The sequence below is a fragment of the Microbacterium sp. 77mftsu3.1 genome (genome assembly GCF_900100525.1).
Taxonomy (GTDB): Bacteria; Actinomycetota; Actinomycetes; order Actinomycetales; family Microbacteriaceae; genus Microbacterium; species Microbacterium aquilitoris.
Genome location: NZ_FNCR01000002.1, coordinates 89,687 through 115,167, shown reverse-complemented (window position 1 = coordinate 115,167; position 25,481 = coordinate 89,687). Strand labels below are relative to the sequence as shown.

Below are 25,481 nucleotides of genomic sequence, written 5' to 3'. Positions count from 1 at the left end.
ACTCTCCGTCGGCTCCTGACACCCGGCCCGATAGGATGGGGTGTAACCGTCCGATAAACGGGGGAGAGCCCATGCCAGGCATCGTGATCGTCGGAGTTCAATGGGGAGACGAGGGCAAGGGCAAAGCCACCGACCTCCTGGGTGAGCGCACCGACTGGGTCGTCAAGTTCAACGGCGGCAACAACGCCGGCCACACCGTGGTGATCGGCGACGAGAAGTACGCCCTGCACCTGCTGCCCAGCGGCATCCTGTCGCCCGGCGTCAACGCCGTCATCGGCAACGGCGTCGTCATCGACCTCGAGGTGCTCTTCGCCGAGCTCGGCGCCCTGCAGGCCCGCGGCCTCGACGTCTCGCGGCTCAAGGTCAGCGCGAGTGCGCACATCATCACGCAGTACCACCGCACCCTCGACAAGGTGACCGAGCGATTCCTCGGCAAGAAGATGATCGGCACGACCGGTCGCGGCATCGGCCCGACCTACGCCGACAAGATCAACCGCACCGGCATCCGCGTGCAGGACCTCTTCGACGAGAACATCCTGCGCCAGAAGGTCGAAGGCGCGCTCGATCAGAAGAACCACCTGCTGGTGAAGGTCTTCAACCGTCGCGCCATCACGGTCGACGAGGTCGTCGAGGATCTGCTCTCGTACGCCGAGCGCCTGCGCCCGATGGTCGCCGACACCGGGCTGATGCTCAGCAAGGCGCTGGATGCCGGTGACGTCGTCGTCTTCGAGGGCGGCCAGGCCACGATGCTCGACATCGATCACGGCACGTACCCGTTCGTCACGTCGTCGTCCGCCACGGCGGGCGGCGCCTCGACCGGCTCGGGTGTCGGTCCGAACCGCCTCGACCGCATCGTCGGCATCGTGAAGGCGTACACGACCCGTGTCGGCTCCGGTCCCTTCCCGACCGAGCTCTTCGACGAGAACGGCGACTTCCTGCGCTCACGCGGCTTCGAGTTCGGCACGACGACCGGCCGTCCGCGCCGCGTCGGCTGGTACGACGCCCCGATCACGCGGTACGCGACGCGGATCAACGGCATCACCGACCTCGTGCTCACCAAGCTCGACATCCTCACCGGGCTGAAGGAGATCCCCGTCTGCGTCGCCTACGACGTCGACGGCGAGCGGTTCGACGAGGTTCCGGTCAACCAGACCGACTTCCACCACGCGACGCCGATCCTCGAGAACTTCCCCGGCTGGGATGAGGACATCTCGACCGCCCGCACCTTCGAGGACCTGCCGCAGACCGCGCAGGACTACGTGCTCGCGCTCGAGAAGATGAGCGGCACGCGCATCTCGGTGATCGGCGTCGGCGCCGCGCGCGACGCGGTCATCGTGCGCCACGACCTGCTCGACTGACCCGTGCGGTTCCTGCTCGGCGGGTACTCCGCCGACATGGGCGGGTCGGCGACGGGCATCGGACTGCTGGATGCCGGTGGCCCCGACTCCCCGCTCGCGAGTGGCCCGCTCGGGGTGGGCCATGACGTCGTCGCGGCGGAATCGCCGTCGTGGATCGCGCGGCATCCGTCTCTCGACGTCGTGTACGCGGCACTCGAGGGCCGGGGCACCGTGCGTGCCTACCGGCGCACGGGTGACACCGCCTACGCTCCGCTCGGTGCCGAGGTGGCCGTCGGCGAGAGTCCCTGCCACGTCCTCGCGCTCGAGGACGCGCTGATCGTCTCCTGCTACGGCGACGGCGGTGTCGTCCGGGTCGCGCTGGCGGCCGACGGGCGACCCGGCGCCGCGCGACGGTGGACGGATGCCGCCGCGGGCGACCCGGCATCCGATCTCGCCGCGGCGGCTCGGGCCCTGCGTGCGGCCGTCGGCGCGGAGTACGCGGACGTCGTGCCCTACGCCGACGAGACCGAGTCCGAGCCCGACGCTGCACCCGACTCGTCGGCGCGACCCTCGCACGCGCACCAGGCGGCATCCCTCCCCGGCGGACTGGTCGCGACGACCGACACCGGCCTCGACCTCGTGCGCTTCTGGCGCGGCGGCCGCGAGATACAGCGCCTCGACCTGCCGGCAGGGACGGGGCCTCGGCACCTGCGCCCGCACCCGAGCGGGCACCTCTACGTCGTGACCGAGCACTCCGGCGAGGTCTTCGCCCTGGCCCCCGACGCATCCGGATCCTGGCGGCTCGTCGGCGGCGCGCAGCTCGGCGCCTACCCGGGGGATGCCGCGGCCGAGCTCGCGATGTCGCGGGACGGCGTGTTCCTCTATGCGGGGCTGCGCGGGAGCGACACCATCGCGACCGTCCGGGTGCGCGGCGGCGGCGAGATGCTGCAGCCCGTCGCGCTCGCCGAGTGCGGCACCGTCTGGCCCCGCCACCACGTCGTCGCCCGTGACACCGTGCTGGTCGCAGGTCAGCGTGCCGACGAGATCGTCTCGCTCGCGATCGACGAGCGGACGGGTGTCCCGGGCCGCGTGCGGCACCGGACAATAGCACCGGCACCGACGGCCCTCCTAGCCTTTCCGGCGTGATCCGGCGGCCCGGTAACGTGTCGGCTCGGAGGGGTTCATGAGCGCGGGCGGACGGACGAGGGCGGGCAGGTCCGTGGGCCCGAACCTCGACGGCTTCACCGTGCTCGTCTCGACCCTCGGCCTCGTGGTCGCCGCCATCATCGGTCTCGCGTACGCGGATGCCGGCGATTTCGAGCTCGATCGGATCGGGGCCGGCGGGGGTGGCGGCGACTACGCCCTCTCGCCCTGGACGAACCCTGATCCCGTCGTCGCGGACGAGAGCGACGCCGACACGTACCGCGGCCCGGACGGCGCCGTGATCCGGCTGACGGGTCTCGACGTCGACACCCCGATCGTCCTCACCCCCGCGGAAGACACCCGCGTCAGCGCCGTCTGGGTCACGGGTGCCGATGGCCGCATCGTCACGGAGGGCGAGGGTGGTGAGCCGCCCCGCTTCTCGACGCTGTGGGACGGTCAGATCGTCATCCTCGTCGAGCAGCCCGACGTCGAACTGTGGATCGACGGCTCCGGCGACGAGCCGTGGGAGGCGTCGCTGCGCTTCGACCGGGGACTGCGCGCCGACGACGTCCTCTCGAGCTCGCAGACCCTCATGTTCACCCACGACGGCGGCGCGACGACGGCGCGCGTGAGCGCACGCGGCGGTGACAACCTCTCGATCCAGGCCGTGACCGCCCACGGCAGCGAACGACCGCTCACCGAGGATTCGCCGTTCGACCGGTCGATCGCCTGGCGCGACGCGCCGCTCGTTCTCTTCTACATCGAGTCCTGGCACGACACGGCCTGGCGGATCGAGTTCCCGACCGACGCCGGATCCACGCCGACTCCGACCCCGGAGGGGACGCCATGACGACCGCGGATGCCCGGATCCGGCGCTTCTCGACGATCACGTTCCTCGCGGGGTCGGTCGTCGCGGTCGTCCTGGCGTTCATCGTCGTGCCGTTCGTGGGCATCAACCCCGCCACGGGGGAGTTGCTGCTCGACGATCCGAACGAGTACGAGTACCGCCCGTGGGCGGACCCCGCCGCGCAGGAGGTCGGTCGCGACGGCGACACGCTGATCGGGGCCGCGGGCACCCGCTATCTCGACATCCCCGCGGGGGACGACGTCTGGGTCATCGGCCCGCTCACCGAGGGTCAGCAGGACTACCTCAGCATCCATCAGCAGATCGACGCCGACGCGAGTACCGCCGACGATCGTCCGGCCTACATCGGCCTCGTGAGCGGGTCGCGGTCGCTCACGTTCGTGGCCGGCGACGACGCGAGCCGTCTCTGGTTCGCCCCTCGGCTGACGGACTGGAGCGCGACGGTCACCCGCGAGACTCCCACGCCCGTCGACGGCGCGACGGTGTCGGGCGAGGGATCTGCCCTCCTCGTCTACGACGGCGAGGCCCTCAGCGCGCGGTTTGTCTACGCCGGTGACGGTTTCTTCGGCGTCGAGGCCGTCTACCCCGGCGAGGCCGCCCTCGACGTCGTGCAGGGGTTCGACGCCGTCGACACGAGATCGTCCTGGCCGCCGAGCGACCGGGTCGTCCTCCGCGTCGACTCCGACGAGGGATCGGGGAAGTGGACGATCCGCTTCGACGAACCGGCATCCGACTCACCATGACCACCACACGAAAAGGAACCGACGTGACCTTCGACGCCACGCTGGATGCGGCCTTCAAGGCCCGCCTGCCCCTGCTGTACCTCGAGACGGCCGAGGAGGTCCGTGCGGTGGCCGCGATCACGGATGCCGCGCACGCCCAGCGCAACCGTCGCCGCGTCTGGACGTGGACGTCGGCGCTCGGGCTCATCGACCCCGACGGCAAGAGCGTCTCGAACACGACGAACCCCGCGCGCGCGCTGCAGCACGCGGCGGGGGTGACCGACCCGAGCGTCTTCATCTTCTGCGACCTGCACGCCTACTTCGGCGGCGAGCACCGGCAGGGCGACCCTGCGATCGTGCGGACGGTGCGCGAGACCGCACTCGAGTTCCGCCACGGCGACGTGTCGCGGACGCTCGTCGTCACGGCGCCGGTGCGGGTGATCCCGCCCGAGCTCGACGAGCTGACCCACCTGTTCGACTTCCCGTTGCCGACCGCCGCGGAGATCCGCGATCTCCTCGACACGATGATCGAGAACAACTCGGGTGACATCCGTGTCGACGCCGACGACGCAGCGCGGGAATCGCTCGTCCAGGCCGCGCTCGGCCTCACGATGGCCGAAGCCGAGAACGCCTTCGCGCAGGCGATGGTGAACGACGGCAAGCTGACGGGCGACGACATCCGCGTCGTGCTGCACGAGAAGCGCCAGGTGGTGCGCAAGTCCGGCGTGCTCGAGTTCGTCACGGGCGACCTCGACCTCGACGATGTCGGCGGCCTCAACAACCTGAAGCGCTGGCTCGAGCGTCGCAACGGGTCGTGGCTGCCGAGCGCACACGAGTACGGGCTGCCCTCGCCGAAGGGCGTGCTGATCACGGGCGTCCCCGGCTGCGGCAAGTCGATGACCGCGAAGGCGACGGCGGCCTCGTGGGGGCTGCCGCTGCTGCGGCTCGACATCGGCCGGATCTTCTCGGGCCTCGTCGGCTCGAGCGAGCAGAACCTGCGGACGGCCATCGCGACCGCCGAGGCGGTGGCCCCCTGCATCCTGTGGGTCGACGAGATCGAGAAGGGCTTCTCGAACACCACGGGGCAGGGCGACTCGGGCACGACGGCGCGCGTGTTCGGCACGTTCCTGACCTGGATGCAGGAGAAGAAGCACCCCGTCTTCGTCGTCGCGACCGCGAACAACATCGACGCCCTACCGCCCGAGTTCATGCGCAAGGGGCGCTTCGACGAGATCTTCTTCGTCGACCTGCCCACGACCGTCGAGCGCGAGGTCATCTGGTCGCTGCAGCTCGCCGCGCACGCGACCCCGGCCAACGGGCTCGACGCGATCGCGAACGATGAGGCGGCCGTCGCCGCCCTCGTCGCCGCGAGCGAGAACCACTCGGGCGCCGAGATCGAGCAGGCCGTGGTCGCCGCCCTGTACGAGGGCTTCAGCGGCCGGAAGACGATCACCACCGATGTCGTCACCCGCGTCGTCGAGACGATGATCCCTCTCGCGGTCACGCAGGCCGAGGAGGTCCAGCGCATCCGCGCCTGGGCCGCCCAGCGCGCCGTCGGCGCGACCGGGACCGAAGACCTCGACGCGCACGACGTCACCGCGAGCGGCACGGAGACCCACGGGGCCCTGTCGTCGCGTCGCGGCGGTCGTACCGTGGACTACTGACCGGTCGAGACACGCAGGAACGGGAGTCGGACATGAAGAAGCTCGTGGTGCAGTTGCGCTCCGACGGGTCGGTCGCGGCCGAGACCTTCGGGATGACGGGGGCCGAGTGCCTCGATTACATCGAGCAGCTCGAGGCGCTGCTCGACGCCGAAACGGCCTCGTCGCAGTTCACCGAGGACTACACGCGCGTCGCGTCGGCGGCATCCGATTCCCTCGTGCAGGAGGATCGGGACCGGTGATCGTCACCCAGTCGCTCGGCGCGGGCGGGGAGGGCAGCCTCCTCGGGACGACGCCGCCCCCGCGCGGCGGTGCAGCGCTGCGGTGGTCGCGTTTCGTGCCGGCCACCGCGGCCGAGGGCCCGGGGCTGCGGGCGGCGGTGTGGGTGCAGGGGTGTTCGGTCCGCTGCCCCGGGTGTTTCAACCCGCACATGTGGGCCGAGCGGGGGGCGCTGCTCGATGACCCCGCCGATCTCGCGTCGCGGTGGGTCGAGGACGCACGTGCCGCCGGCGCCGAGGGCCTGACACTCCTCGGCGGCGAGCCGTTCGATCAGGCAGACGCGCTCGCCACGGTTGCCGAGGCGTTCCGCGACGCGGGACTCGGCGTCATGGCGTTCTCGGGGTACACGCTGGACCGTCTGCAGGCCTGGGCCGCGGAGCGCGACGGCGTCGCGCGCCTGCTCGCCGCGACCGACCTGCTGTGCGACGGACCGTACCTCGCCGACCTCCCCGACACGCGTCGGCCGTGGATCGGGTCGCAGAACCAGTCGATCCGCGCCCTCACGCCCCGGTACGCCGCGGAGGTCGACCGCATCGCGCGCGACGGCGGCCGGGACGCCCTCGAAGTGCGCATCTCCGCCGACGGCGCCGTCGCCGTCAACGGGTGGGCGACGGATGCCGCGCTCGCCGACCTGCTGGACGATCTGGGCGTGCGCGGTGACCGCGTGGCATCCATCAGAAAGGGAACCTCCCGATGAGCATCTCGCTGATCCTCCTCCCCGCCGCCCTCGCCGCCGCCGCGGCCGTCGGCGGTACGGGCGCCCTCGGCGCGATCGCCCTGAACTCGGGGGCGACGTCCGGCCCCCGCGGCGGGTCGGAGGCCGTCCCGATCGCCGTGCAGACCCGCATGAAGGACCCCGACCTGCTCGCGGCCGCGCTCGCCGACCTGGGCGGGGCGGATGCCGCGCTCGTCGACGGTGTGCTGACGGCGACGATCGACGACGTCGAGATCGTCATGTCGCGGACCGCCGACGGGGTCTGGGGCGCCCACCTGTCGCGGCTCGACGGCCACGAGGTGACCGAGGCCGAGGCGACCGCCCTCATGATGCGAGTGGATGCCGCCTACGCCCGTCACGTGCAGCGTGCGGTCGCCGAGCGTATCCGCTCCCGCGCCGATCAGGCGGGGTTCGAACTCGTCTCCGAGACGCGCGACGAGGATGACACCGTGACGATGGTGCTGAACGTGCGGGACTACGCGTGAGCACGCCCGCCCGCGACGGCGGGGTGCCGAGCTGGGGCTGGCTGCTCGGCGTCAGTTCGTGGCTCCTCCTCGTCTTCTTCGGGCCGGGGTCGGCGTGGATCGGCTTCCTCATCGTGGGGCTGGTCTCTCGTCGACGTGCCGCGTTCGTGGCGACCGCCGTGAGCGGGCTGTTGTACATCTCCGTGATCACCGAGCTCTGGGGCGGGCTGACCAGCATGGTCAACGCGGTCGCCCACCTCGGGGGCATCGTCTTCGCACTCATCCTGAACCCCGGGTGGCTGCGGTCGCGGTGGGAGGCCCGCACGTCGCGGGGAGCGGCGCGGACGTCGACCCACGGCTCGCGCGGACGGCGATCCACCCAGCGGTCCACGAAGCGCACCACGACCGCGGCATCCTCCGGCTCGGCCCGCTCTGCGGCCTCGACCCGCTCCGCGGCTCCGACGCGCTCGACCGAGGCGACGCGCCTGGCCGCCTCGGTCGGCGCGTCGTCCGCCGACCTGCTGCAGACGGCGGAGCCGGCCGAACCCGTCGACGTGCAGAACGCGACGGCGGACGAACTGGCCGAGCTGCCGGGCCTCTCCCGCACCAAGGCACGTCGCGCCGTGCGGACGCGCGGCAAGAACGGCGGGTTCACCTCGCTCGAGGACTTCGGCGAGGCCGCCGGCCTGCAGCCGCACGAGATCGTCCGACTGCGATCGGTGGCGACCTGCTCGCCCCGGCCCCGCGGCGAACGCCGGTTCGGCCGACGGGTGGATCTCTGACCGACGCTTTTCCAACGTTGCAATTCGGTCGCGCGGGGTCCAGGATCGGGGGCATGGCCGACTCCCCTCTCGAGCCCCTCGACCCGGCATCCCTCCCCCCTCGGGTCGACGTCAGCGACAGTTCGGCGGCGATCGCCGCGGTGCAGGACGTCATCGACGCCGGCCCGTACGATGCGACGTGGGAATCGCTGCGGGCGTACGAACCGCCGCTCTGGTACCGCGATGCGAAGTTCGGGATCTTCATCCACTGGGGCATCCCCTCGGTCCCCGCCCAGGGCGAGTGGTACTCCCGCACGATGTACCTCGAAGCCGATCGCGCGTTCGAGCACCACCGCGCGACCTACGGGCCGCACGATCAGTTCGGGTACAAGGACTTCATCCCCTCGTTCACGATGGACCGCTTCGACCCGGCCGAGTGGGCCGAGGTGTTCCGCCGCGCGGGCGCCCAGTTCGTCGTGCCCGTCGCCGAGCACCACGACGGGTTCGCGATGTACGACACCGATCGGTCGCGGTGGAGCGCGGCCCAGATGGGGCCCCGACGCGACGTGTTCGGCGACCTCATGACGGCCGTCGACGACGCGTGGATGGTGCGCGGGGCCTCCTCGCACCGTGCCGAGCACTGGTTCTTCATGAACGGCGGGATGCGGTTCGACTCCGATGTCCGCGATGCGCGCTTCTTCGACCTGTACGGTCCCGCCCAGCGCGAGGAGACGGCGCCGAACGAGTTCTTCCTCGAGGACTGGCTGCTGCGCACCGTCGAGATCATCGACAAATACCGGCCGCAGGTGCTGTGGTTCGATTGGTGGCTCGAGCAGCCCGCCTTCGAGCCCTACATCCGCAAGCTTGCTGCGTACTACTACAACCGTGCGGCCGAGTGGGGCCGCGGCGTCGTCATCAACTACAAGTGGACGGCGTTCGCCGAGGGGAGCGCGGTCTACGACATCGAGCGCGGGGCGATGCCCGGCATCCGTCCCGACGTGTGGCAGAACGACAGTTCGGTCGGCAAGACGTCGTGGGGGTGGATCGAGGACCACGACTACAAGAGCGTCGACGACCTGATCGGCGAACTCGTCGACGTCGTCGCGAAGAACGGCAACCTGCTGCTGAACATCGGGCCGAAGGCCGACGGCACGATCGCCCCAGCCGAGCGCGAGATGCTCGAGGGGATCGGCGACTGGCTCACCGTCAACGGCGAGGCGATCTTCGGGACCCGGCCCTGGCTCATCCCCGGCGAGGGACCCACCGAGGTCGTCGCGGGGTCGATGATCGACGACGCGTTCGCGCCGTACACGTCCGAGGACGTCCGCTTCACGACCCGCACGGACGTCACCGGCGACTACGTCTACGCGACGGTGCTCCGCTGGCCCGAGGACGGCGTCGCGTCGATCCGCTCGTGGGGTCGGTCGAGCGGTCTGCTCGGACGCCGCATCGCGGAGCTCACGGTGCTCGGCGCGGGCTCGGCCGAATGGACCCAGGATGCCGACGCCCTCCGCGTCACGCTGCCCGAGACCCCGCCGTCCGCCGTCGGGGTCGTCGTGAAGCTCTGGCTCGAGCCCGTGCACGAGCCGGCGCGCAAGGACTTCCTGCACGGCTGAGTCTCATCACCGACCGCGGTACTCTCGTCGCCGGAGGAATCATGACCGACCCGAACGTCCAGCTGCAGACCCTACGATCCAGCATCGACAACATCGACGCCGCCCTCGTGTTCATGCTCGCCGAGCGATTCCGCTGCACGAAGCAGGTCGGCGTCCTCAAGGCGGAGCACGGGATGCCGGCATCCGACCCCTCCCGCGAGGAGCAGCAGACCGCGCGCCTGCGACGCCTCGCCGAAGAGGCGGACCTCGACCCCGAGTTCGCCGAGAAGTGGTTCAACTTCGTCGTCGCCGAGGTCATCCGACACCACACCGAGGCCGCCGAAGAGCGCTGACGGACGGGTCCTCGACGCGACCCGTCAGCGGATGCAGCAGTTCGGCGGCGACACGCCGATCAGGCGAGGGATGCCGCGGCGCGCCGCGCGGAATCTATTGCATCCGCTGACGCTGTACCCGCAGCCAGCGGACGCCGTGCGGCGCGAGCTCGAGGCCGTCGGTCAGATCCACGGCGGCATCCGTGACGACGTCGATCGCTGTCGCCTCGAACCCCGAGAGCGTGACCGCATCGATCGCCACCGCGTCGTCGCCGACGTTCGCGAGCACGAGCACGACGCCGGCGCCGACGCGTTGGAACCCGACCACCGACGGATGCGGCGTGCGGAACGGCGTCAGCGGATTGCCCGCGAACTCGGGCGTCCGCTGCCGGGCCGCGATGAGCGCGGTGAGCCGGGCGTGGATGCGCCCCGCGACCGTGGCGGTGTCGTGCCGCGCGGCGAACGCCGCGGCATCCGCTGCCGGACGGTGCACCCAGCGGCTGTCGCCGGCGTGCGCGGGGTCGTCGAGGTACGAGTGATCGTTGAGCTGCCCGAGCTCGTCACCGAGATAGAGCAGAGGGATGCCGCCGGTCGACAGCGCGAGCGCATGCGCCAGGATGACGCGGTCCTCGCCGCCCGGGTCGCCAGCCTCGACGCCGGCGAGGGACGCCGTGGTCCCCGCGACGCGGGCGTCGCCGGTCTTCGGGTTCTCCTGGAACGGCACGCCGCGCGAGAACGTGCCGTCGAAGCGCCCCACGTAGAAGTCGTTGAGGAACCGGCGGTGCGAGTAACCGTCGATGCCGAGGGTCGCGGCATCCTCGTCGGCGAAGGTCCAGCCGATGTCGTCGTGGCTGCGGACGTAGTTCACCCACGCGGTGCCGGCGGGCAGGGCGTGCCGCTTGTCGAGCGCCTTCTGCAGGAGGCGTCCGTCGCGGGTCGCCAGCGCCTCCCAGCCGAGCGCCATCTGCAGCGGGTTGTAGGAGAGCTGGCACTCGTCGGGCGAGATGTAGGTGATGACCTCGTCCGGGTGCACGATGGCCTCGGATTTGAAGAGCACCGACGGGGCACCGAGGGCGAGGACCTGGTTGAACGCCTGCAGCAGCAGGTGCGCCTCGGGAAGCGATTCGCAGGTGGTGCCGAGCCGCTTCCAGATGAACGCGACGGCGTCCATGCGGAGCACCTCGACGCCCTGGTTCGCGAGGAAGAGCATCTCGCCCGCCATGGCTCGGAAGACCGCCGGGTTCGCATAGTTGAGGTCCCACTGGAAGTGGTAGAACGTCGCCCAGATCCAGCGGCCGTCGGGCAGCTGCACGAACGCGCCGGGGTGGTCGTCGGGGAAGATCTCGCGGACCGTCTGCTCGTAGAGATCGGGCATCGTGCGGTCGGGGAAGATCAGGTAGAAGTCCTGGTACCCGGGGACGCCGGCGATCGCCTTCTGCGCCCACTCGTGCTCGTTGCTCGTGTGGTTGAAGATGAAGTCCACGACGAGCGAGATCCCCGCCTCACGCAACTCCGCCGACAGGGCGGCGAGGTCTGCCATCGTGCCGAGGCGGTCGTCGACCGCGCGGTAGCTCGACACCGCGTAGCCGCCGTCGTTGTTGCCCTCGGGGGAATCGAACAGCGGCATCAGGTGCAGGTAGGTGAGACCCAGCTCCTGGAAGTACGGGATGCGATCCCGGATGCCGCGGAGGGACCCCGCGTAGCGGTCGACGTAGCAGACGCCGCCGAGCATCTTCTCCGACAGGAACCAGCCCGGGTCGGCGAGGCGTCGCCGGTCGAGGGCCTTGAGATCGGCGGGGCGGTCGCGCCAGCTCGCGGCGGCGGCGGCGATGACGTCGGCGAGGGCCTCCTGCCCGTCCTCGCGCTCGCCGTAGAGCTGCAGGAACAGGCCGTGCAGGACGGGGAACACGTCGTCGAGGCGGGCCTCGAACTCCGCGTCGGGTCGGCCTGACGCGGCGGAGGCGGCGGCGACGGCGGCATCCCTGTCATTCTGCGTAGCCGGTGTCAGACGTGCCATCGTGCTCCCCACCGCCCTGTCGAGTGGATCGAATCGTATCGCGGCCGGGGACCGCGCCAGGCGATCCCCGGCCGCGGCCGTCGGAGGGTGTCGTCCTCAGGCGATGGCTCGTCGGAGCGTCCCGTACGAGACGGCCGAAAGTGCGGCGATGACGAGGACGAGTGCACCCGTCAGGGCGATCGGGGTCAGCGAGCCGAACCAGGTGAACACCGGACCCCAGGCATCCATCCGTCCGACGATCCAGAGGCCGCCGACGAGGATCAGCCCGAGTCCGATCAGCAGGACGGTGAGGATGAGGTTGCCCCAGCGCTTGTAGACGGTCGCGAAGAAGAAGCCGACGACGAAGAACAGCATCGCGACGACGGCGAAGAACAGTCCCGCCACGAGAGGCCCCTGCGACCAGATCCAGGTGAGGCGGAACATGTAGGCGTTCATGCCCCACCCGCGCGTGGCCTGCTCGATGAGTCCGCCGATGACGAAGATCACCGCGAGACCGACGGACGTCAGCGCGGCGGTCAGGAGCGTGCCGAGGTAGAACTCGCGCCGCGTCACGCTCATGGCCTGCGAGAACGGGAAGCTCAGGGTCAGCGCCTGGACGCCGACGGCCAGGAAGTACCAGAGCGGAGCCTGCGCTCCGCCGCCGAACATCGTCGTGGTGTCGATAGCGCTCGTCGAGAGCATGCCGAAGATGAGGAGACTGATGGCGAGCGTCCCGCCCAGCACGATCAGCGGCACCCAGATGAAGGTGGCGCGGTTGACGAGCTGCATGCGCACGACGTTGAGGGTGCGGTTCATCGGAGTGCTCCTTCGTCGGTGTGGACGGCGTTCTGCGTCTGCCGCACGATGAGCTGCTGCAGCGAGACCGGCAGGACGTCGAGGCCCGCCAGCGAGAGCTCGGTGCGGTCCTCGGGGCTCAGCGCGCCGAGGAGGGTGGCGCTCGTGGTGCGTCCGAGGCTCTCGCGGTGGATGACCTCGCGACCCGCGACGAACTCCTCGACCACGGAGGTCTCGCCGACGATCGTCGACGCGCGTCCCCGGATGGACTCGGTGTCCTCGTCCATGATGATGCGGCCGGCGTCGATGACGAGGACCTTCTCGAGGAGGTTGGCGACCTCGTCGATCAAGTGGCTGGAGAGGATGATCGTGCGCGGGTGCTCGGCGTAGTCCTCGAGGAGGCGGTCGTAGAAGATCTGGCGGGCGACGGCATCCAACCCCAGGTACGGCTCGTCGAAGAAGGTGACCTCGGCGCGGGCGGCGATGCCGATGATGACGCCGACGGCCGAGAGCTGGCCGCGCGAGAGCTTCTTGATGCGCGTCTTCATCGGCAGGCGGAACTCGCGGACGAGCCGGTCGGCGACCCCCTGGTCCCAATTCGGGTAGAACAGCCGGGCGATGCGGAAGGCGTGCGTCGGCGTCGCGTCGTCGGGGTACTTCTGGCTCTCTCGGACGAAGCACATCCGGCTGAGGACGGCGGCGTTCTCGTAGGGAGCCTCGCCGAAGACGCGGACATCGCCCGCGGTGGCGAAGTTCTGCGCCGTGAGGATCGACATCACGGTCGTCTTGCCGGCGCCGTTGCGGCCGAGGAGGCCGTAGATGGCGTCGCGCTCGATCGTGAACGAGATGTCGTCCACGGCGGTGGTGTCGCGGTAACGCTTGGTGAGGTTCTTCACGTCGATGACGGCGGTCATCGTGACGTTCCTTTCGTGGTCGTGGCGCGCTCGGTCAGCAGGCGCGCGAGGTCGTCGGGTCCGAGGCCGAGCTTGTGTGCCTCGGCGATCAGAGGATCGAGATAGCGGTCGGCGAAGGCCGATCGCCGTTCGGTGAGGAGCAGCTCGCGAGCGCCGTCGGCGACGAACATGCCGATGCCGCGGCGCTTCACGAGGACGCCTTTGTCGGTGAGCATCGCGATTCCCTTCGCCGCGGTGGCCGGATTGATGCGGTGGAAGGCCGCCAGCTCATTCGTCGACGGAGCCTGCTCCTGCTCGGACAGGCTGCCGTCGATGATCGAGTCCTCGACGCTCTCGGCGATCTGCAGGAAGAGCGGGCGTCCTTCGTCGACCATTCCGACTCCGCGTTCTCGTTCGTTGGTTAGTTACATGAGTAGGTAACCACCGAACCCCAACGGTGTCAACAGCCGGATACGACGAATCCCGCGACCCCTGAGGGATGCCGCGGGATTCGTCGTCAGTGAGGTCAGCTTCGGATCAGCCCCGGACGGCGGCGCCGACCCGGCGCACGATCTGTTCCAGGATCGGTCGCGGCGTCGCGAAGATCAGCCGGGTGAAACCCGTGCCGGCGACGCCGCACATCGACCCCTCGGTCAGCGTCACGCCGGCTTCGCGGGTGAGGAACTCGGCGGGGTGATCGCCGAGCCCGACCGCGCGGAGGTCGATCCACCCGACGTACGTCCCCTCGGGCTTCGGCATCCATGCGTCGGGGATCTCCTCGGCGACAAGGTCGAGCAGGGTGTCGCGGTTGTGCTGGAGGTAGGGCACGAGGTCGGCGAGCCAGGGGTCGCCTTCGCGGTAAGCCGTCGCGTTCGCGATCGCGCCCAGGTTGCTCGTGCCGTGGCCGGCGAAGGGGCCGAGCCGTTCCCAGGTCGCGCGGTCCGTGTCGCTCGTGAGGACGAGCTGGGCGCACTTGAGCCCGGGCAGGTTCCACGCTTTGGACGCGCTCATCGCGGTGATCGTGTGCTGGGCGGCGGCGGGCGAGACCGTGGCGTAGGGCACGTGGGTCGATCCGCTGTAGACGAGGGGCGCCCAGATCTCGTCGGAGAAGACGCGCCCGCCGTTGCGTTCCACAACCTCCGAGATCGCGATCAGCTCATCCCGCGAGAACACGCGGCCGACGGGGTTGTAGGGGTTGCAGAGCAGCAGGAGGTTCCCGCCGTCGTCGAAGGCGCGCTGCAGGGCATCGAGATCGAACTCGTACCGCCCGTCGCGGACGGCGAGCGGCACCTCGATGACGTCGCGTCCGCGCATCGGGGGCACGAAGAGGAACGGCATGTACGACGGCGTGGGCACGATGATCTTCGAGCCCGGCGCGGAGCAGTGCTCCATGGCCAGCTCGAGTCCCATGATCACGTCGGGAACCGGCTGGACGTCGGATGCCGCGACCTGCCAGCCGTACCGCCGCGCCACGAACTCGGCGGTCGCCTCGGACAGATCGGAGCTGATCCCCCTGGGCATGTACCCGAACGACCCAGCGTCGACCGCGCGGTGGAGAGCCGCCGTGATCGCGGGATCGATCCCGAAGTCCATCTCGGCGACGAAGGCACCCAGTGACCCGTCGTCGGCCGACCACTTCGTGGCGCCCGTCGACCTCAGGTGGTCGATCGTCGTGGCGTCGATGCGTCGGGCGAAATCGCTCATGCGTGGTGCTCCTCATTCCGGGTGGACTCCCTCCACTCTGCACCCCCGCGGGCGTGGACGGGTTGCTCTCGCGGCGGGTGCGCGCGCGTGATATCCGCGCTTCGGGAGGAGGTCAAGGGGGTGGCTCGATTTGATCCACGTCAACCGACTTCGTTACCGTCGAACGTGGGCCTCGTGCCCTCGACGACCAGTCCGCGGCCGTTCGAGCCGGCGCCTCAGGGCGTGGTGACGAGCGGACGTATGGTCGGCGGTCTGGGCGATGGACCCGATGTTCGTCGCCGAAGCTCTGCACTCGAGTGAGGTTTCGCTCGTGCGGATGCCGGTGATCGCCACCCGGGCGCTACCGATGCGGACGCGTGCGCGCCCGCCGAGGGAAGCACGTGACAACTGCCGCTGTCGAAGCGAAGAATCTGTTCAAAGTCTTCGGACGCAATCCCGGCCAGGCGGTCAAGCGCCTGAAGGCCGGGGAACCCCGAGACCAGGTCCGCGATGCCGGGACCGCCGCCGTCATCGACGCGAGCTTCCGCGTCGAGCGGGGCGAGATCTTCGTGATCATGGGCCTGTCGGGCTCGGGGAAGTCCACCATCATCCGCATGCTCAACGGGCTGCACGACGCGACCGGCGGAGAGGTGCTCGTGCACGGCGAGCCGATCACCGGCATCCCGGCCGCGAAGCTCCGCGGCATCCGTCGTGAGCGCATCGCCATGGTGTTCCAGCACTTCGCGCTGCTGCCGCACCGCACGGTGGCGGCGAACGTCGCCTACCCGCTCGAGCTGCAGGGCGTCGGCAAGGCGGAGCGGCTCGCGAAGGCCGAGGAGATCCTCGGGCTCGTCGGCCTCGAGGGCTGGGGCGACAAGCTGCCGTCGGCCCTGTCGGGAGGTATGCAGCAGCGCGTCGGCATCGCCCGTGCGCTCGCCGCCGACACCGACATCCTGCTCATGGACGAGGCGTTCAGCGCGCTCGACCCGCTCATCCGTCGCGAGATGCAGGAGCAGCTGCTCGAGCTGCAGCACAAGCTGCAGAAGACGATCATCTTCATCACGCACGACCTCAACGAGGCGATGTTCCTCGGCGACCGGATCGCGGTCATGCGGGACGGCCGCATCGTGCAGATCGGCACGCCGGAGGACATCCTCACCGACCCCGCCAACGACTACGTCGAGCAGTTCGTGCAGGACGTCGACCGCGCTCGCGTCCTCACCGCCGCGAACGTCATGGAGCGTCCCGGGTCGGTCTCGGTGACGGATGCCGCCGGCCCCCGCCGCGCCCTGCGCACCATGCGCGACGCCCGCATGGCCGCCGTCTACGTGACGGACCGCAGCCGCAAGCTCATCGGCATGGTGAGCGACCGCGACGCGCTCAAGCTGGTCCGCCGCGGCGAGAGCTCGCTGGCCTCCGTGCTCCGACCGGTGCCGCAGGCCGTCGGCCAGGACGACGTCCTCATGGACCTCTTCGTCCCCGCTGCCGAGTCGCCGCTGCCGCTCGCGGTGACGGATGCCGAGGGTCGCCTCGTCGGCGTCATCCCGCGCATCACGCTGCTGACCGCGCTCGGCCCCTCGACGACCGAGACGACGGAGATCCCCGTGATCCTCGACCCGGTGCCCGGCTCCGTGATCGATGAGGCACTGGCCGGCGGCGCGGTCGACGGACCGGCCACCGAGAAGGAGGAGGTGCGCTGATGGGTGGTTTCCGCATCCCGATCGGTGAGTGGGCCGAAGCAGGCGTGGCCTGGATCCGCGACACGCTCGGCTGGCTGTTGTCCGGTGTCTCGGCCGTCGTCGGCTGGTTCGTCGACGCGCTCGCGAACGGTCTCCTGTCGTTGCCCATCGTCGCCGTGATCGTGATCTTCGCGGCGCTCGCCTGGGTGCTCCGTTCGTGGCGCTTCGCGATCGGCACGGTCGTTGGCTTCGTCCTCATCCTCGGGGTCGGCCAGTGGGTGACCTCGATGCAGACGCTCGCGCTCGTCCTGGTCGCGGCGATCATCGCCGTCGTCATCGCCGTGCCCCTCGGCATCGCCGCGGCCCGCAACGACACGTTCAGCGCGATCCTCCGCCCCGTGCTCGACCTCATGCAGAGCATGCCGGCGTTCGTCTACCTGATCCCCGCCATCGTGTTCTTCAGCATCGGCGTCGTGCCCGGTGTCGTCGCGACCGTCATCTTCGCGCTGCCCCCGGGCGTGCGTCTGACCGAGCTCGGCATCCGCGGCGTCGACAGCGAGACGGTCGAGGCCGGCCACGCGTTCGGCGCCACCCCGGGCCAGATCCTCCGCGGAGTGCAGCTGCCGCTCGCGATGCCGAGCATCATGGCCGGCGTCAACCAGCTGATCATGCTGGCCCTGTCGATGGCGGTCATCGCCGGTATCGCCGGCGCCGACGGCCTCGGCAAGGAGATCGTCCAGGCGATGTCGACCGTCGACATCGCCAAGGGCGTCGAGGCCGGCCTCAGCGTCGTCATCCTCGCCGTCTACCTCGACCGCCTGACGGGAGCCCTCGGCGCTCTGAAGACGCAGCGCGGCTCGCTGCTCGGTGCGATCGCGCGTCGTCGCGCACCGAAGGACGCTCGCGTCACGACCCCGACTCCCGCACCGGAGCCCGTGGGCGTCTGACCCACCTGACCTGCTCGATACGGAACCAGCAATCACATACGGAAGGCACACATGAACAAGCGACACCTGACCGGCATCCTCGCGATCGGCGCTGCGGCATCCCTCGCCCTCGCCGGCTGCGCGACCGGCAACGACGTCGAGAACGGCGGCGGATCCAACGGGGGCGGCGAGGGCGACCTCGGCACCATCACGCTCGGCTACCTGCCGTCGTGGACCGACGGCCTCAGCACCGCGTACCTGCTCCAGGACCAGCTCGAGAAGGTCGGCTACACGGTCAAGATGCAGGAGCTCACCGAGGCGGGACCGCTCTACGCCGGTCTCGCGCAGGGCGACGTCGACATCTACCCCTCGGCCTGGCCCGAGCTGACCCACAAGTCCTACATGGACCAGTACAAGGACCAGATCGAGGACCTCGGTGCGTACTACGAGGGCGCGAAGCTGACCATTGCGGTGCCCGACTACGTCGACATCGACTCGATCGACGAGCTGAAGGCGAACGCGAGCCGCTTCGGCGGCAAGATCTACGGCATCGAGCCCGGGGCTGGTCTGACGAAGCAGACGCAGGAGTCGATGCTGCCCGAGTACGGGCTGGAGGACAGCTACCAGCTCGTCACGTCGTCGACGGCGGCGATGCTCACCGAGCTCGACAGCGCCGAGGCCGCGCAGCGCGACATCGTCGTGACGTCGTGGCGTCCGTTCTGGGCCAACGACAAGTACAACCTGAAGGACCTCGAGGACCCGAAGGGAGCGATGGGCGAGGCTGAGGCCCTGCACTTCCTCGCGACCGACGGCTTCAAGGAGGAGAACCCCGAGGCGGCGAAGCTCATCGCCGGCATCAAGCTGGACGACGAGGAGTACGCGAGCCTCGAGGACACCGTCGTCAACACCTACGGCGAGGGCAAGTACGCCGACGCCGTCGACGAGTGGCTGACGAAGAACCCCGACGCCTACGACACGATCGTCACCGACTGATCGGTCCGTGAGGTCACGGGGATCCGGCTTCGGCCGGGTCCCCGTTGTCGTTCGGGCGCTCGGTCAGCGGCTGGGCCACCTTCTTCTCGAGCACCTCGACCGCCTCGTCCGAGAGGGCGATGAGCCCGTCGATCTCCTCGCGGACGCGCTGGTAGGCGAGGTGGCGTTCCGCCGGCGTCGCGGCGTCGTCGGTGGCGACGGCGAGCATGCGGGATGCCGTCGCGAGCCGTTTGCGCTCGGCGTCCGTCAGTCCCGAGTCACGGGTGCGACGCGCTTCGCGCTCGGCGAGGTCGAAGGCGACCTCGAAGTCGGTGACGGCCCGGCGGTACTCGGCGACCTGCTCGGCCGTAGGCTTCGAGCCGTCGGCGGGGCGGGCGCGGTCGGCGATCTTCTTGGCGCGGAGGAACCCGGCGGTGAGGGGGTCGCGCCCGTTGCTCATCGACGGGAACGCGATGAGCTTGGCGACGTCGAGCTCGTAGTCGAGCCAGCGGTGCGTGACCTCGTCGTGGACGGCGCGCAGGTCGTCGGCCTGGTCCGCGACGGACTGCGAGGGGGCGTCGATCTCGGCGGCGGAGGCCGACCCGATGCCGCGCTTGGCCGCCGCACGCGCCGCCGTGAGTTCGGCCTTCGCCTTCATGATCTCGAGGCGCTGCTTGTGTCGGCGCTTCGACGACGCGGCGAACGATCCGCTCGCCGCGGAGGCGAGCCCGAACAGCGGGAACACGAGCCACCAGTAGTGGCCCGCGAATTGCCAGAAATCGGTCACTCGCTACACCTTACGGGCGGTGCTGGTCGCGGTCGCGACCGTCCCGCCGTGAGCGGTAGGCGTCCAGAGCGGATGCCGCGCCCTCCGCGGCGCGCGAGATCCCGTCCACCGAGCGGGCGATCGCCTCGGTCGCGACGATCGTCCAGCGTGCAGCGGTCGAGTGGTCCGCGGGGGCGTCGTCGGGTCGGTGTCCGGCGAGGCGCCAGGCCTCCTGCTCCGCGGCGGCGAACGCGCGCCCGGTGTCGTCGACGGCAGCCCGGTAGGTCGAGAACTGCTCGGGCGTCAGGGTGGCGGTGGCGGATGCCGGGCGGTGCTCGCGGGCGATGCCCTCGAGGCGCAGGAACTCGGCCGTGGCGGGGACGCGCACGTCGCTGAGCGCGGGGAAAGCGAGGCGGCGGGCGGCATCCGTCTCGTACTCCATCCAGCGTGCGGCGATCGCGTCGTGCGCGGCCATGAGACGCGCGAGGGGGAGGTGCTTCGGGTCGGTGCCGCGGGCGGGGACGGCGGCGCGCTCCGCGCCGACGCGGGCGCGAGCGACGCGGATGGTCGCGATCGCCGCGGCTTTGGCGCGCTGCGCCGTCTCGAGTGCGCGCCGCGCGGTGCGGACGTCGTCGGGGTGGGCGCGGCCAACGGCGCGTTCGGCCTCGGCGCGGGTGAGTTCCGCCTGCGCGACGCGCGCTGCGGCGCGCGCGCTGACCGCGTCGGATCGGGCCTGCTGCAGCTCATGCTGGGCCGCCGTGAGCCCGAGGCGGCGGGCGCGGGTCGTCCGGCCGCGGCGGACGCCGACGAACCCGACCGCGCCGGCACCTGCGGCGGCGGGTGCGACCCACCAGAACTCCGCCAGCGCGGCTCCGACCCCCACGATCCAGAGCTGCATGCCGCCATGCTAGCCGCGACGGATGGTCGCGTTCCCAGGGATCGGACGTCGGGATGTCGCTCGGGCTCGCTACGCTCTGCCGCATGGGCACATGGAGCGAGGAACCGTTCGGCAACGACACCGCAGCGGACTGGGCGTGGGAACTCGACGAAGCGGACTCGTGGGCTTTCGTCACCGACGTCCTGCAGGGCTACGCGGCGGGTGATGAAGAGGACACGGACCGCGACGCCATCGCCGTCGCGGCGGCCGCCGTGGTCGCACACGGTTCCGGTCTTCCGCTCTCGGAGGAGGAGGACGCCGAGTCGGTCGAGGGCTTCCTCGCGCGGGTCGGCGCGCCGCGGGCATCCGTCGTGGCACTGGCGCGCGCCGCCCTCGACAAGGTCGGCGGCGACTCCGAGCTCGCCGAACTCTGGGATGAGTCCGACGAGATCGACGACTGGCGGGCGACCCTCACCCGGCTGCGGGACGCGCTCCCCGCCTGACGCCCGTCAGCGCACGCGGCGTGCGCTCGAGAAGCGGGTGATGACGCCGGGATGCCGGGCGGGCATCGCGAGCACGGAATCGGGCGCGCGGTCGGCGAGGCCCGGGAAACCGGCATCCGCGAGCAGGCCGTCGTCGAGACGCTCGACCTCGGCGCGCACCAGCGGCCACGGCTCGTGCTCGTTCGCGGCCCAGATCGTGCGGCCGAGGTGTCGCTCGTGGAAGCCCCAGCGTGCCGTGAGGAAGCGGCTCAGATCGTCGTCGACGACCTCGGTCCCCGGGACGACGCGGATGCGGGTGCGCGTCCGGTCGCCGAACCCCGGATGCCGCCGCGAGGCGTACTCGAGCGCGTCGCCGTCCGTTCGCATCGCGGCCTTCGCCCAGCGGTACGGCAGGCCGAAGACGGCACGCGCGCCGAGGACCGGCAGGAGGTGCTCGGCCTCGAGGGTCTGGAAGACGACGCCGCGGCGGCCGTCGGCATCCTTCGCGTAGGTGCGGACGTTGATCTCGACGAACCGGCCGACGAAGGGGACCGGGCGCAGCGGCAGGAAGCGGAACTCACTGAGGACGAACGGAATCAGCCCGACCCACGCCGACCCGTCGAAGAGGTCGGGTTCGGTTCCGGGCGGCAGGTGGGGTTCGACCCGTGCCGGATCGACCCGCCAGTGCAGGAAGCAGGCGCCGCTCCAGCGCTGCTGCAGCACCGCGCGACCCGGCAGGGCAGGCGCGGTGGCGTCCATGGTCCGGGTCAGCCGAACAGGAGGGTGAGGACGGTCGCGCCGCCGCCCACGAGCACCATCGCGACGATGACGGTCCACGCGACCACCTTCGTGCGGGCGCGCTTGCGCCCGACGAAGTCGGCGTATTCCGGGTCGTCGCTCACGCGGTGGCCTCGTCGACGATGGCTCCGAAGGCGGCGGGAAGCGTCGCCTTCGAGACCTGACGGAGCTCGGCGACGGGGACGGTGAAGACACCCTGGATCTCGAGGGCCGCCTGCTCGCCCTCGGCGGCGTCGTCGGTCACGCCGATGCGGAGCACGGGGTAGCCGCGGCCCTCGCAGAGGCCCCGGAACTTCACGTCCTCCTCGCGCGGCACCGACACGATGACGCGGCCGGTCGACTCGCTGAACAGGGCGGTCGCGGCATCCACACCGTCGCGCTCCATGATCTCGCGGAGCCACACGCGGGCGCCGACGCCGAACCGGGTCGTCGCCTCGGCGAGAGCCTGACCGAGGCCGCCGGCCGACAGGTCGTGCGCGCTCGAGACGAGCATCTCGTCGCGCGCGGCCTGCAGCAGGCCCGCGAGGGTCTTCTCGCCGGCGAGGTCGACCTTCGGCGGGCGACCGCCGAGGTGGTCGTGGATCGTGTCGGCCCAGGCCGAGCCGTCGAGCTCGGTGGACGTCGTGCCGAGCAGGTAGATGTTCTCGCCGGCATCCTGCCAGCCGCTGGGGATGCGGCGCGAGACGTCGTCCATGATGCCGAGCACGCCCACGACGGGGGTCGGGAAGATGGGCTGGTCGCCGGTCTGGTTGTAGAAGCTGACGTTGCCGCCCGTGACGGGGACGCCGAGTTCGAAGCAGGCGTCGGCGAGACCGTCGACGGTCTGCCCGAACTGCCACATGACCTCGGGGTTCTCGGGGCTGCCGAAGTTGAGGCAGTCGGTGACGGCGGTGGGCTCGGCGCCCGTGACGGCGACGTTGCGGTACGCCTCGGCCAGGGCGAGCTGCGCACCCGCGTACGGGTCGAGCTGGCAGTAACGGCCGTTGCAGTCGGTTGCGATCGCGAAGCCGAGACCCGACTCCTCGTCGACGCGGATCATGCCGGCGTCGTCGGGGAAGCTGAGGGCCGTGTTGCCCATGACGTAGTAGTCGTACTGGTTGGTGACCCACGACGTGTCGGCGAGGTTCGGGCTGCCGAGGAGCTTCAGGAACTGCTCGCGCAGCACCTCGGGGTCGTCGCTCCGCTCGAGGGACGCGGCGGAGTCCTCGCGGAGCGCGTCGATCCAGGTCGGGTAGGCGACGGGACGCTCGTAGACGGGGCCGTCGACCGCGACGGTCGAGGGGTCGACGTCGACGATCTGCTCGCCGTGCCAGAAGATCTGCAGGCGGCCGTCTCCGGTGACCTCGCCGAGGACGCTCGTCTCGACATCCCACTTCTGGACGACGGCGAGGAACGCGTCGAGCTTCTCGGGAGCGACGATCGCCATCATGCGCTCCTGGCTTTCGCTCATGAGGATCTCCTCGGGCGTGAGCGACGGGTCGCGCAGCAGCACCTTCTCGAGGTCGACCTTCATGCCCGAGCCGCCGTTGGCGGCCAGCTCGCTCGTCGCGCACGAGATTCCGGCGGCGCCGAGGTCCTGGATGGCCTCGACGAGCTCGCCCTGGTAGAGCTCGAGGCAGCACTCGATGAGCACCTTCTCGGCGAACGGGTCGCCGACCTGCACGGCGGGACGCTTGGTGGGGCCGCCGTCCGCGAAGGTGTCGGAGGCGAGGATGGATGCCCCGCCGATGCCGTCGCCGCCGGTGCGGGCGCCGAACAGGACGACCTTGTTGCCGGCGCCGGTGGCGTTGGCGAGCTTGATGTCCTCGTGGCGGAGGACGCCGACCGCGAGCGCGTTGACGAGCGGGTTGCCCTGGTAGACCTTGTCGAAGACGGTCTCGCCGCCGATGTTCGGCAGGCCGAGGCAGTTCGCGTAGAAGCTGATGCCGCTGACGACGCCGTGCACGACGCGGGCGGTGTCGGGGTCGTCGATGTCGCCGAAGCGCAGCTGGTCCATGACCGCGACGGGGCGTGCGCCCATCGAGATGATGTCGCGGACGATGCCGCCGACGCCGGTCGCGGCGCCCTGGAACGGCTCGATGTAGCTCGGGTGGTTGTGGGACTCGACCTTGAAGGTGACGGCCCAGCCCTCGCCCACGTCGACGACGCCGGCGTTCTGGCCCATGCCGACCATGAGCCGTTCCTTCATCTCGTCCGAGACCTTGTCGCCGAAGCGGCGGAGGTAGATCTTCGAGGACTTGTAGGAGCAGTGCTCGCTCCACATGACGGAGTACATCGCCAGCTCGCCCGAGGTGGGGCGCCGGCCGAGGATCTCGCGGATCTTGTCGTACTCATCGGGCTTCAGGCCGAGGGCGCCGTAGGGCTGCTCCCGCTCCGGCGTGGCGATGGCGTTTTCGACGGTGTCTGCGACGGAGGGGGTGACTGGGGTGCTCACGCGGCTGGGCTCCAAGACTCGGGATGCCGGGGGACGCCCTCATCCTATCGGCGGGGCACCGGCATCCCGTCGTGTCTGCGAGGGCCGCGCTCCGATACGCTGACGCCGTCAGTTCGACGCATACTCCTGGGGGATTCATGTCGACACGTCGGTGGCGCTCGGGTGCGCTCGCAGCGGTGGGGTTGGTCGTCGCCGTCCCCTTGATGTCCGGCTGCTCGGAAGCCGCGCTCTACCAGCTGTCGGGCGCGGTCTACCGTGACGCCTCCGGCGTGATCACGGTCGGCGGTGAACTCGACGTGTTCGATCTCGTCGCGGGGGATTGCTTCGACGAATCGGACGCCGTGCATCCTCGGGCCACGGAGGATTCGGTGTACGTCGTGCAGGCGATCCCGTGCGGCGACGCGCACACCTACGAGGTCTACCACGTGTTCGTGCTTCCCGCCGGTGACTACCCCGGTGAGGACGGGACAGCGACAGCGGCCGATGAGGGCTGTCTGCCGGCGTTCGAAGACTTCGTCGGACAACCCTGGGAGGACTCCCTACTCGAGTACTCCTTCTACACGCCGACCGAGAGCGGGTGGGACGGCATCGATAAGGACCGCATGGTGCAGTGCTTCATCGGTGACGAGGGCGTGAGCGTGACGGGCAGCGCCGCCGACGACGGCCGTCAGTCGTCCTGAGAGTCGTCCGGGTCGGAGTCGATGACGCCGATGCCGACGGCGTGGTGGCTGGGCTCCTCGCCCTGAGGCTGCGGCGCCTTCGGCTCCTCGCCGGGCTCCTTCGCGACGCTGGGCTCCTCGAGTTCCTCGGTATCGGGCATCTCTTCGGGGTCGTTGTGCTCGGTGCCGTCGTTGTCAGCCATGAGGGCTCCCTTCCGTTGCCCCCACTCTGGAGGGCGGATGCTGGTGCCGCGACGGTCTTGACGGTCGCCGGGTCGGTGGGTAGGCCTACGCTGACCGGATGGATCCGATCGAGCGGTTGCGTGCGCGCGAGCGGGAGCTGCAGGCGCAGTTGGCCCGGCTCGATGCCGACGATGCGGCGCTGCGGGTCGATCGATCGGATGCGACGGCCGACGACGAGCACGACCCCGAGGGCTCGACGCTGTCGGGGGAGTGGCAGCGGGTCGATGCGCTGAGGGCGTCGACGCGGGACGAGTTGGCGCAGGTCGCGACGGCGCTCTCGCGAGTGGATGCCGGCACCTACGGGGTGTGCGAAAGGTGCGGCCGCCCGATCCCCGAGGCCCGGCTGGAGGTTCGGCCGCAGGCGACGATGTGCGTCGCGTGCGCGTCGCTCGGCTGAGGCGCGG

Annotated in this window: 28 protein-coding genes; 17 read left to right on the top strand and 11 right to left on the bottom strand. The window is 70.4% G+C overall.

What is annotated here, in order from left to right:
* Positions 1 to 71: 71 nt before the first annotated feature.
* The 11 genes from BLR68_RS05435 to BLR68_RS05385 all read left to right on the top strand — a co-directional run bounded on the left by BLR68_RS05435 (position 72) and on the right by BLR68_RS05385 (position 9,895).
* Positions 72 to 1,358 carry an adenylosuccinate synthase gene (locus tag BLR68_RS05435; RefSeq protein ID WP_018187857.1) on the top strand — a complete coding sequence of 429 codons (1,287 nt, stop codon included), beginning with the start codon at positions 72 to 74 and terminating at the stop codon, positions 1,356 to 1,358.
* 3 nt (positions 1,359 to 1,361) lie between these two features.
* Positions 1,362 to 2,483 (top strand): lactonase family protein, encoded by a 1,122-nt coding sequence (locus tag BLR68_RS05430; protein WP_018187858.1) that lies wholly within the window; start codon positions 1,362 to 1,364, stop codon positions 2,481 to 2,483.
* Between the two features lie 73 nt (positions 2,484 to 2,556).
* A complete protein-coding gene (locus BLR68_RS05425) occupies positions 2,557 to 3,330 on the top strand; it encodes a hypothetical protein (protein WP_018187859.1) in 774 nt (257 codons plus the stop codon).
* Positions 3,327 to 4,088, top strand: coding sequence for a hypothetical protein (locus tag BLR68_RS05420; RefSeq protein WP_018187860.1), 762 nt, complete (start codon positions 3,327 to 3,329; stop codon positions 4,086 to 4,088). Before BLR68_RS05425 ends, BLR68_RS05420 begins: the two co-directional genes overlap by 4 nt.
* 23 nt (positions 4,089 to 4,111) lie before the next feature.
* Entirely contained in the window at positions 4,112 to 5,731 is a 1,620-nt protein-coding gene (locus tag BLR68_RS05415; RefSeq protein WP_018187861.1) for an AAA family ATPase, read from the top strand.
* Positions 5,732 to 5,763: 32 nt separating this feature from the next.
* Complete coding sequence (locus tag BLR68_RS05410; protein WP_018187862.1) at positions 5,764 to 5,970, top strand: DUF2997 domain-containing protein; 207 nt, start codon at positions 5,764 to 5,766, stop codon at positions 5,968 to 5,970.
* Positions 5,967 to 6,704 (top strand): 4Fe-4S single cluster domain-containing protein, encoded by a 738-nt coding sequence (locus BLR68_RS05405; RefSeq protein ID WP_018187863.1) that lies wholly within the window; start codon positions 5,967 to 5,969, stop codon positions 6,702 to 6,704. The genes BLR68_RS05410 and BLR68_RS05405 overlap by 4 nt, the downstream gene beginning before the upstream one ends.
* On the top strand, positions 6,701 to 7,207 hold the full coding sequence (locus tag BLR68_RS05400; protein ID WP_018187864.1) for a hypothetical protein: 507 nt from the start codon (positions 6,701 to 6,703) through the stop codon (positions 7,205 to 7,207). The genes BLR68_RS05405 and BLR68_RS05400 overlap by 4 nt, the downstream gene beginning before the upstream one ends.
* On the top strand, positions 7,204 to 7,968 hold the full coding sequence (locus BLR68_RS05395) for a ComEA family DNA-binding protein (RefSeq protein WP_018187865.1): 765 nt from the start codon (positions 7,204 to 7,206) through the stop codon (positions 7,966 to 7,968). The genes BLR68_RS05400 and BLR68_RS05395 overlap by 4 nt, the downstream gene beginning before the upstream one ends.
* Before the next feature lie 53 nt (positions 7,969 to 8,021).
* Positions 8,022 to 9,563, top strand: coding sequence for an alpha-L-fucosidase (locus BLR68_RS05390; RefSeq protein ID WP_018187866.1), 1,542 nt, complete (start codon positions 8,022 to 8,024; stop codon positions 9,561 to 9,563).
* Between the two features lie 41 nt (positions 9,564 to 9,604).
* A complete protein-coding gene (locus BLR68_RS05385; RefSeq protein WP_018187867.1) occupies positions 9,605 to 9,895 on the top strand; it encodes a chorismate mutase in 291 nt (96 codons plus the stop codon).
* 94 nt (positions 9,896 to 9,989) lie between these two features.
* On the opposite strand, the gene BLR68_RS05380 is transcribed toward BLR68_RS05385, so the two are convergent.
* The 5 genes from BLR68_RS05380 to BLR68_RS05360 form a co-directional block, all read right to left on the bottom strand.
* Positions 9,990 to 11,891 (bottom strand): alpha-amylase family protein, encoded by a 1,902-nt coding sequence (locus BLR68_RS05380; protein WP_018187868.1) that lies wholly within the window; start codon positions 11,889 to 11,891, stop codon positions 9,990 to 9,992.
* A gap of 96 nt (positions 11,892 to 11,987) precedes the next feature.
* Positions 11,988 to 12,686, bottom strand: a complete 699-nt coding sequence (locus BLR68_RS05375; RefSeq protein WP_018187869.1) for a hypothetical protein — start codon at positions 12,684 to 12,686, stop codon at positions 11,988 to 11,990.
* Entirely contained in the window at positions 12,683 to 13,579 is an 897-nt protein-coding gene (locus BLR68_RS05370) for an ABC transporter ATP-binding protein (protein WP_018187870.1), read from the bottom strand. The genes BLR68_RS05375 and BLR68_RS05370 overlap by 4 nt, the downstream gene beginning before the upstream one ends.
* Positions 13,576 to 13,953, bottom strand: coding sequence for a GntR family transcriptional regulator (locus BLR68_RS05365; protein ID WP_018187871.1), 378 nt, complete (start codon positions 13,951 to 13,953; stop codon positions 13,576 to 13,578). The genes BLR68_RS05370 and BLR68_RS05365 overlap by 4 nt, the downstream gene beginning before the upstream one ends.
* A gap of 142 nt (positions 13,954 to 14,095) precedes the next feature.
* Entirely contained in the window at positions 14,096 to 15,262 is a 1,167-nt protein-coding gene (locus BLR68_RS05360; protein ID WP_018187872.1) for a MalY/PatB family protein, read from the bottom strand.
* 380 nt (positions 15,263 to 15,642) lie between these two features.
* Here BLR68_RS05360 and BLR68_RS05355 point away from each other — a divergent pair, with 380 nt between their 5' ends.
* From BLR68_RS05355 to BLR68_RS05345, 3 genes are read left to right on the top strand one after another with little or no spacing between them, the layout of a single operon-like run.
* On the top strand, positions 15,643 to 16,941 hold the full coding sequence (locus BLR68_RS05355; RefSeq protein WP_018187873.1) for a quaternary amine ABC transporter ATP-binding protein: 1,299 nt from the start codon (positions 15,643 to 15,645) through the stop codon (positions 16,939 to 16,941).
* Positions 16,941 to 17,867, top strand: coding sequence for an ABC transporter permease (locus tag BLR68_RS05350; RefSeq protein ID WP_018187874.1), 927 nt, complete (start codon positions 16,941 to 16,943; stop codon positions 17,865 to 17,867). Before BLR68_RS05355 ends, BLR68_RS05350 begins: the two co-directional genes overlap by 1 nt.
* A 51-nt stretch (positions 17,868 to 17,918) precedes the next feature.
* Complete coding sequence (locus BLR68_RS05345; RefSeq protein WP_018187875.1) at positions 17,919 to 18,839, top strand: glycine betaine ABC transporter substrate-binding protein; 921 nt, start codon at positions 17,919 to 17,921, stop codon at positions 18,837 to 18,839.
* A gap of 13 nt (positions 18,840 to 18,852) precedes the next feature.
* On the opposite strand, the gene BLR68_RS05340 is transcribed toward BLR68_RS05345, so the two are convergent.
* Both BLR68_RS05340 and BLR68_RS05335 read right to left on the bottom strand, forming a co-directional pair.
* On the bottom strand, positions 18,853 to 19,605 hold the full coding sequence (locus tag BLR68_RS05340; RefSeq protein ID WP_018187876.1) for a hypothetical protein: 753 nt from the start codon (positions 19,603 to 19,605) through the stop codon (positions 18,853 to 18,855).
* Between the two features lie 10 nt (positions 19,606 to 19,615).
* Positions 19,616 to 20,482: a hypothetical protein gene (locus tag BLR68_RS05335; RefSeq protein ID WP_018187877.1), complete on the bottom strand. Its 867-nt coding sequence runs from the start codon at positions 20,480 to 20,482 to the stop codon at positions 19,616 to 19,618.
* Positions 20,483 to 20,565: 83 nt separating this feature from the next.
* Here BLR68_RS05335 and BLR68_RS05330 point away from each other — a divergent pair, with 83 nt between their 5' ends.
* Positions 20,566 to 20,964, top strand: a complete 399-nt coding sequence (locus BLR68_RS05330; RefSeq protein WP_026302953.1) for a DUF4259 domain-containing protein — start codon at positions 20,566 to 20,568, stop codon at positions 20,962 to 20,964.
* 6 nt (positions 20,965 to 20,970) lie between these two features.
* Here the strand turns inward: BLR68_RS05330 and BLR68_RS05325 are convergent, their stop codons facing one another.
* Genes BLR68_RS05325 through purL form a run of 3 tightly spaced genes read right to left on the bottom strand, consistent with a single transcriptional unit; the run spans position 20,971 to position 24,175 of the window.
* On the bottom strand, positions 20,971 to 21,702 hold the full coding sequence (locus tag BLR68_RS05325; protein ID WP_018187879.1) for a YqjF family protein: 732 nt from the start codon (positions 21,700 to 21,702) through the stop codon (positions 20,971 to 20,973).
* 8 nt (positions 21,703 to 21,710) lie between these two features.
* On the bottom strand, positions 21,711 to 21,845 hold the full coding sequence (locus tag BLR68_RS18160) for a hypothetical protein (RefSeq protein WP_018187880.1): 135 nt from the start codon (positions 21,843 to 21,845) through the stop codon (positions 21,711 to 21,713).
* A complete protein-coding gene (purL, locus tag BLR68_RS05320) occupies positions 21,842 to 24,175 on the bottom strand; it encodes a phosphoribosylformylglycinamidine synthase subunit PurL (RefSeq protein ID WP_018187881.1) in 2,334 nt (777 codons plus the stop codon). The genes BLR68_RS18160 and purL overlap by 4 nt, the downstream gene beginning before the upstream one ends.
* 137 nt (positions 24,176 to 24,312) lie before the next feature.
* Here purL and BLR68_RS05315 point away from each other — a divergent pair, with 137 nt between their 5' ends.
* On the top strand, positions 24,313 to 24,855 hold the full coding sequence (locus tag BLR68_RS05315) for a septum formation family protein (protein ID WP_256335324.1): 543 nt from the start codon (positions 24,313 to 24,315) through the stop codon (positions 24,853 to 24,855).
* Here BLR68_RS05315 and BLR68_RS05310 read toward each other — a convergent pair.
* Positions 24,843 to 25,037, bottom strand: a complete 195-nt coding sequence (locus BLR68_RS05310; protein ID WP_018187883.1) for a hypothetical protein — start codon at positions 25,035 to 25,037, stop codon at positions 24,843 to 24,845. The genes BLR68_RS05315 and BLR68_RS05310 overlap by 13 nt on opposite strands.
* A 98-nt stretch (positions 25,038 to 25,135) precedes the next feature.
* Between BLR68_RS05310 and BLR68_RS05305 the strand changes: the two genes are divergently transcribed.
* Positions 25,136 to 25,474, top strand: a complete 339-nt coding sequence (locus BLR68_RS05305; RefSeq protein ID WP_018187884.1) for a TraR/DksA family transcriptional regulator — start codon at positions 25,136 to 25,138, stop codon at positions 25,472 to 25,474.
* The last annotated feature ends 7 nt before the right edge of the window (positions 25,475 to 25,481 follow it).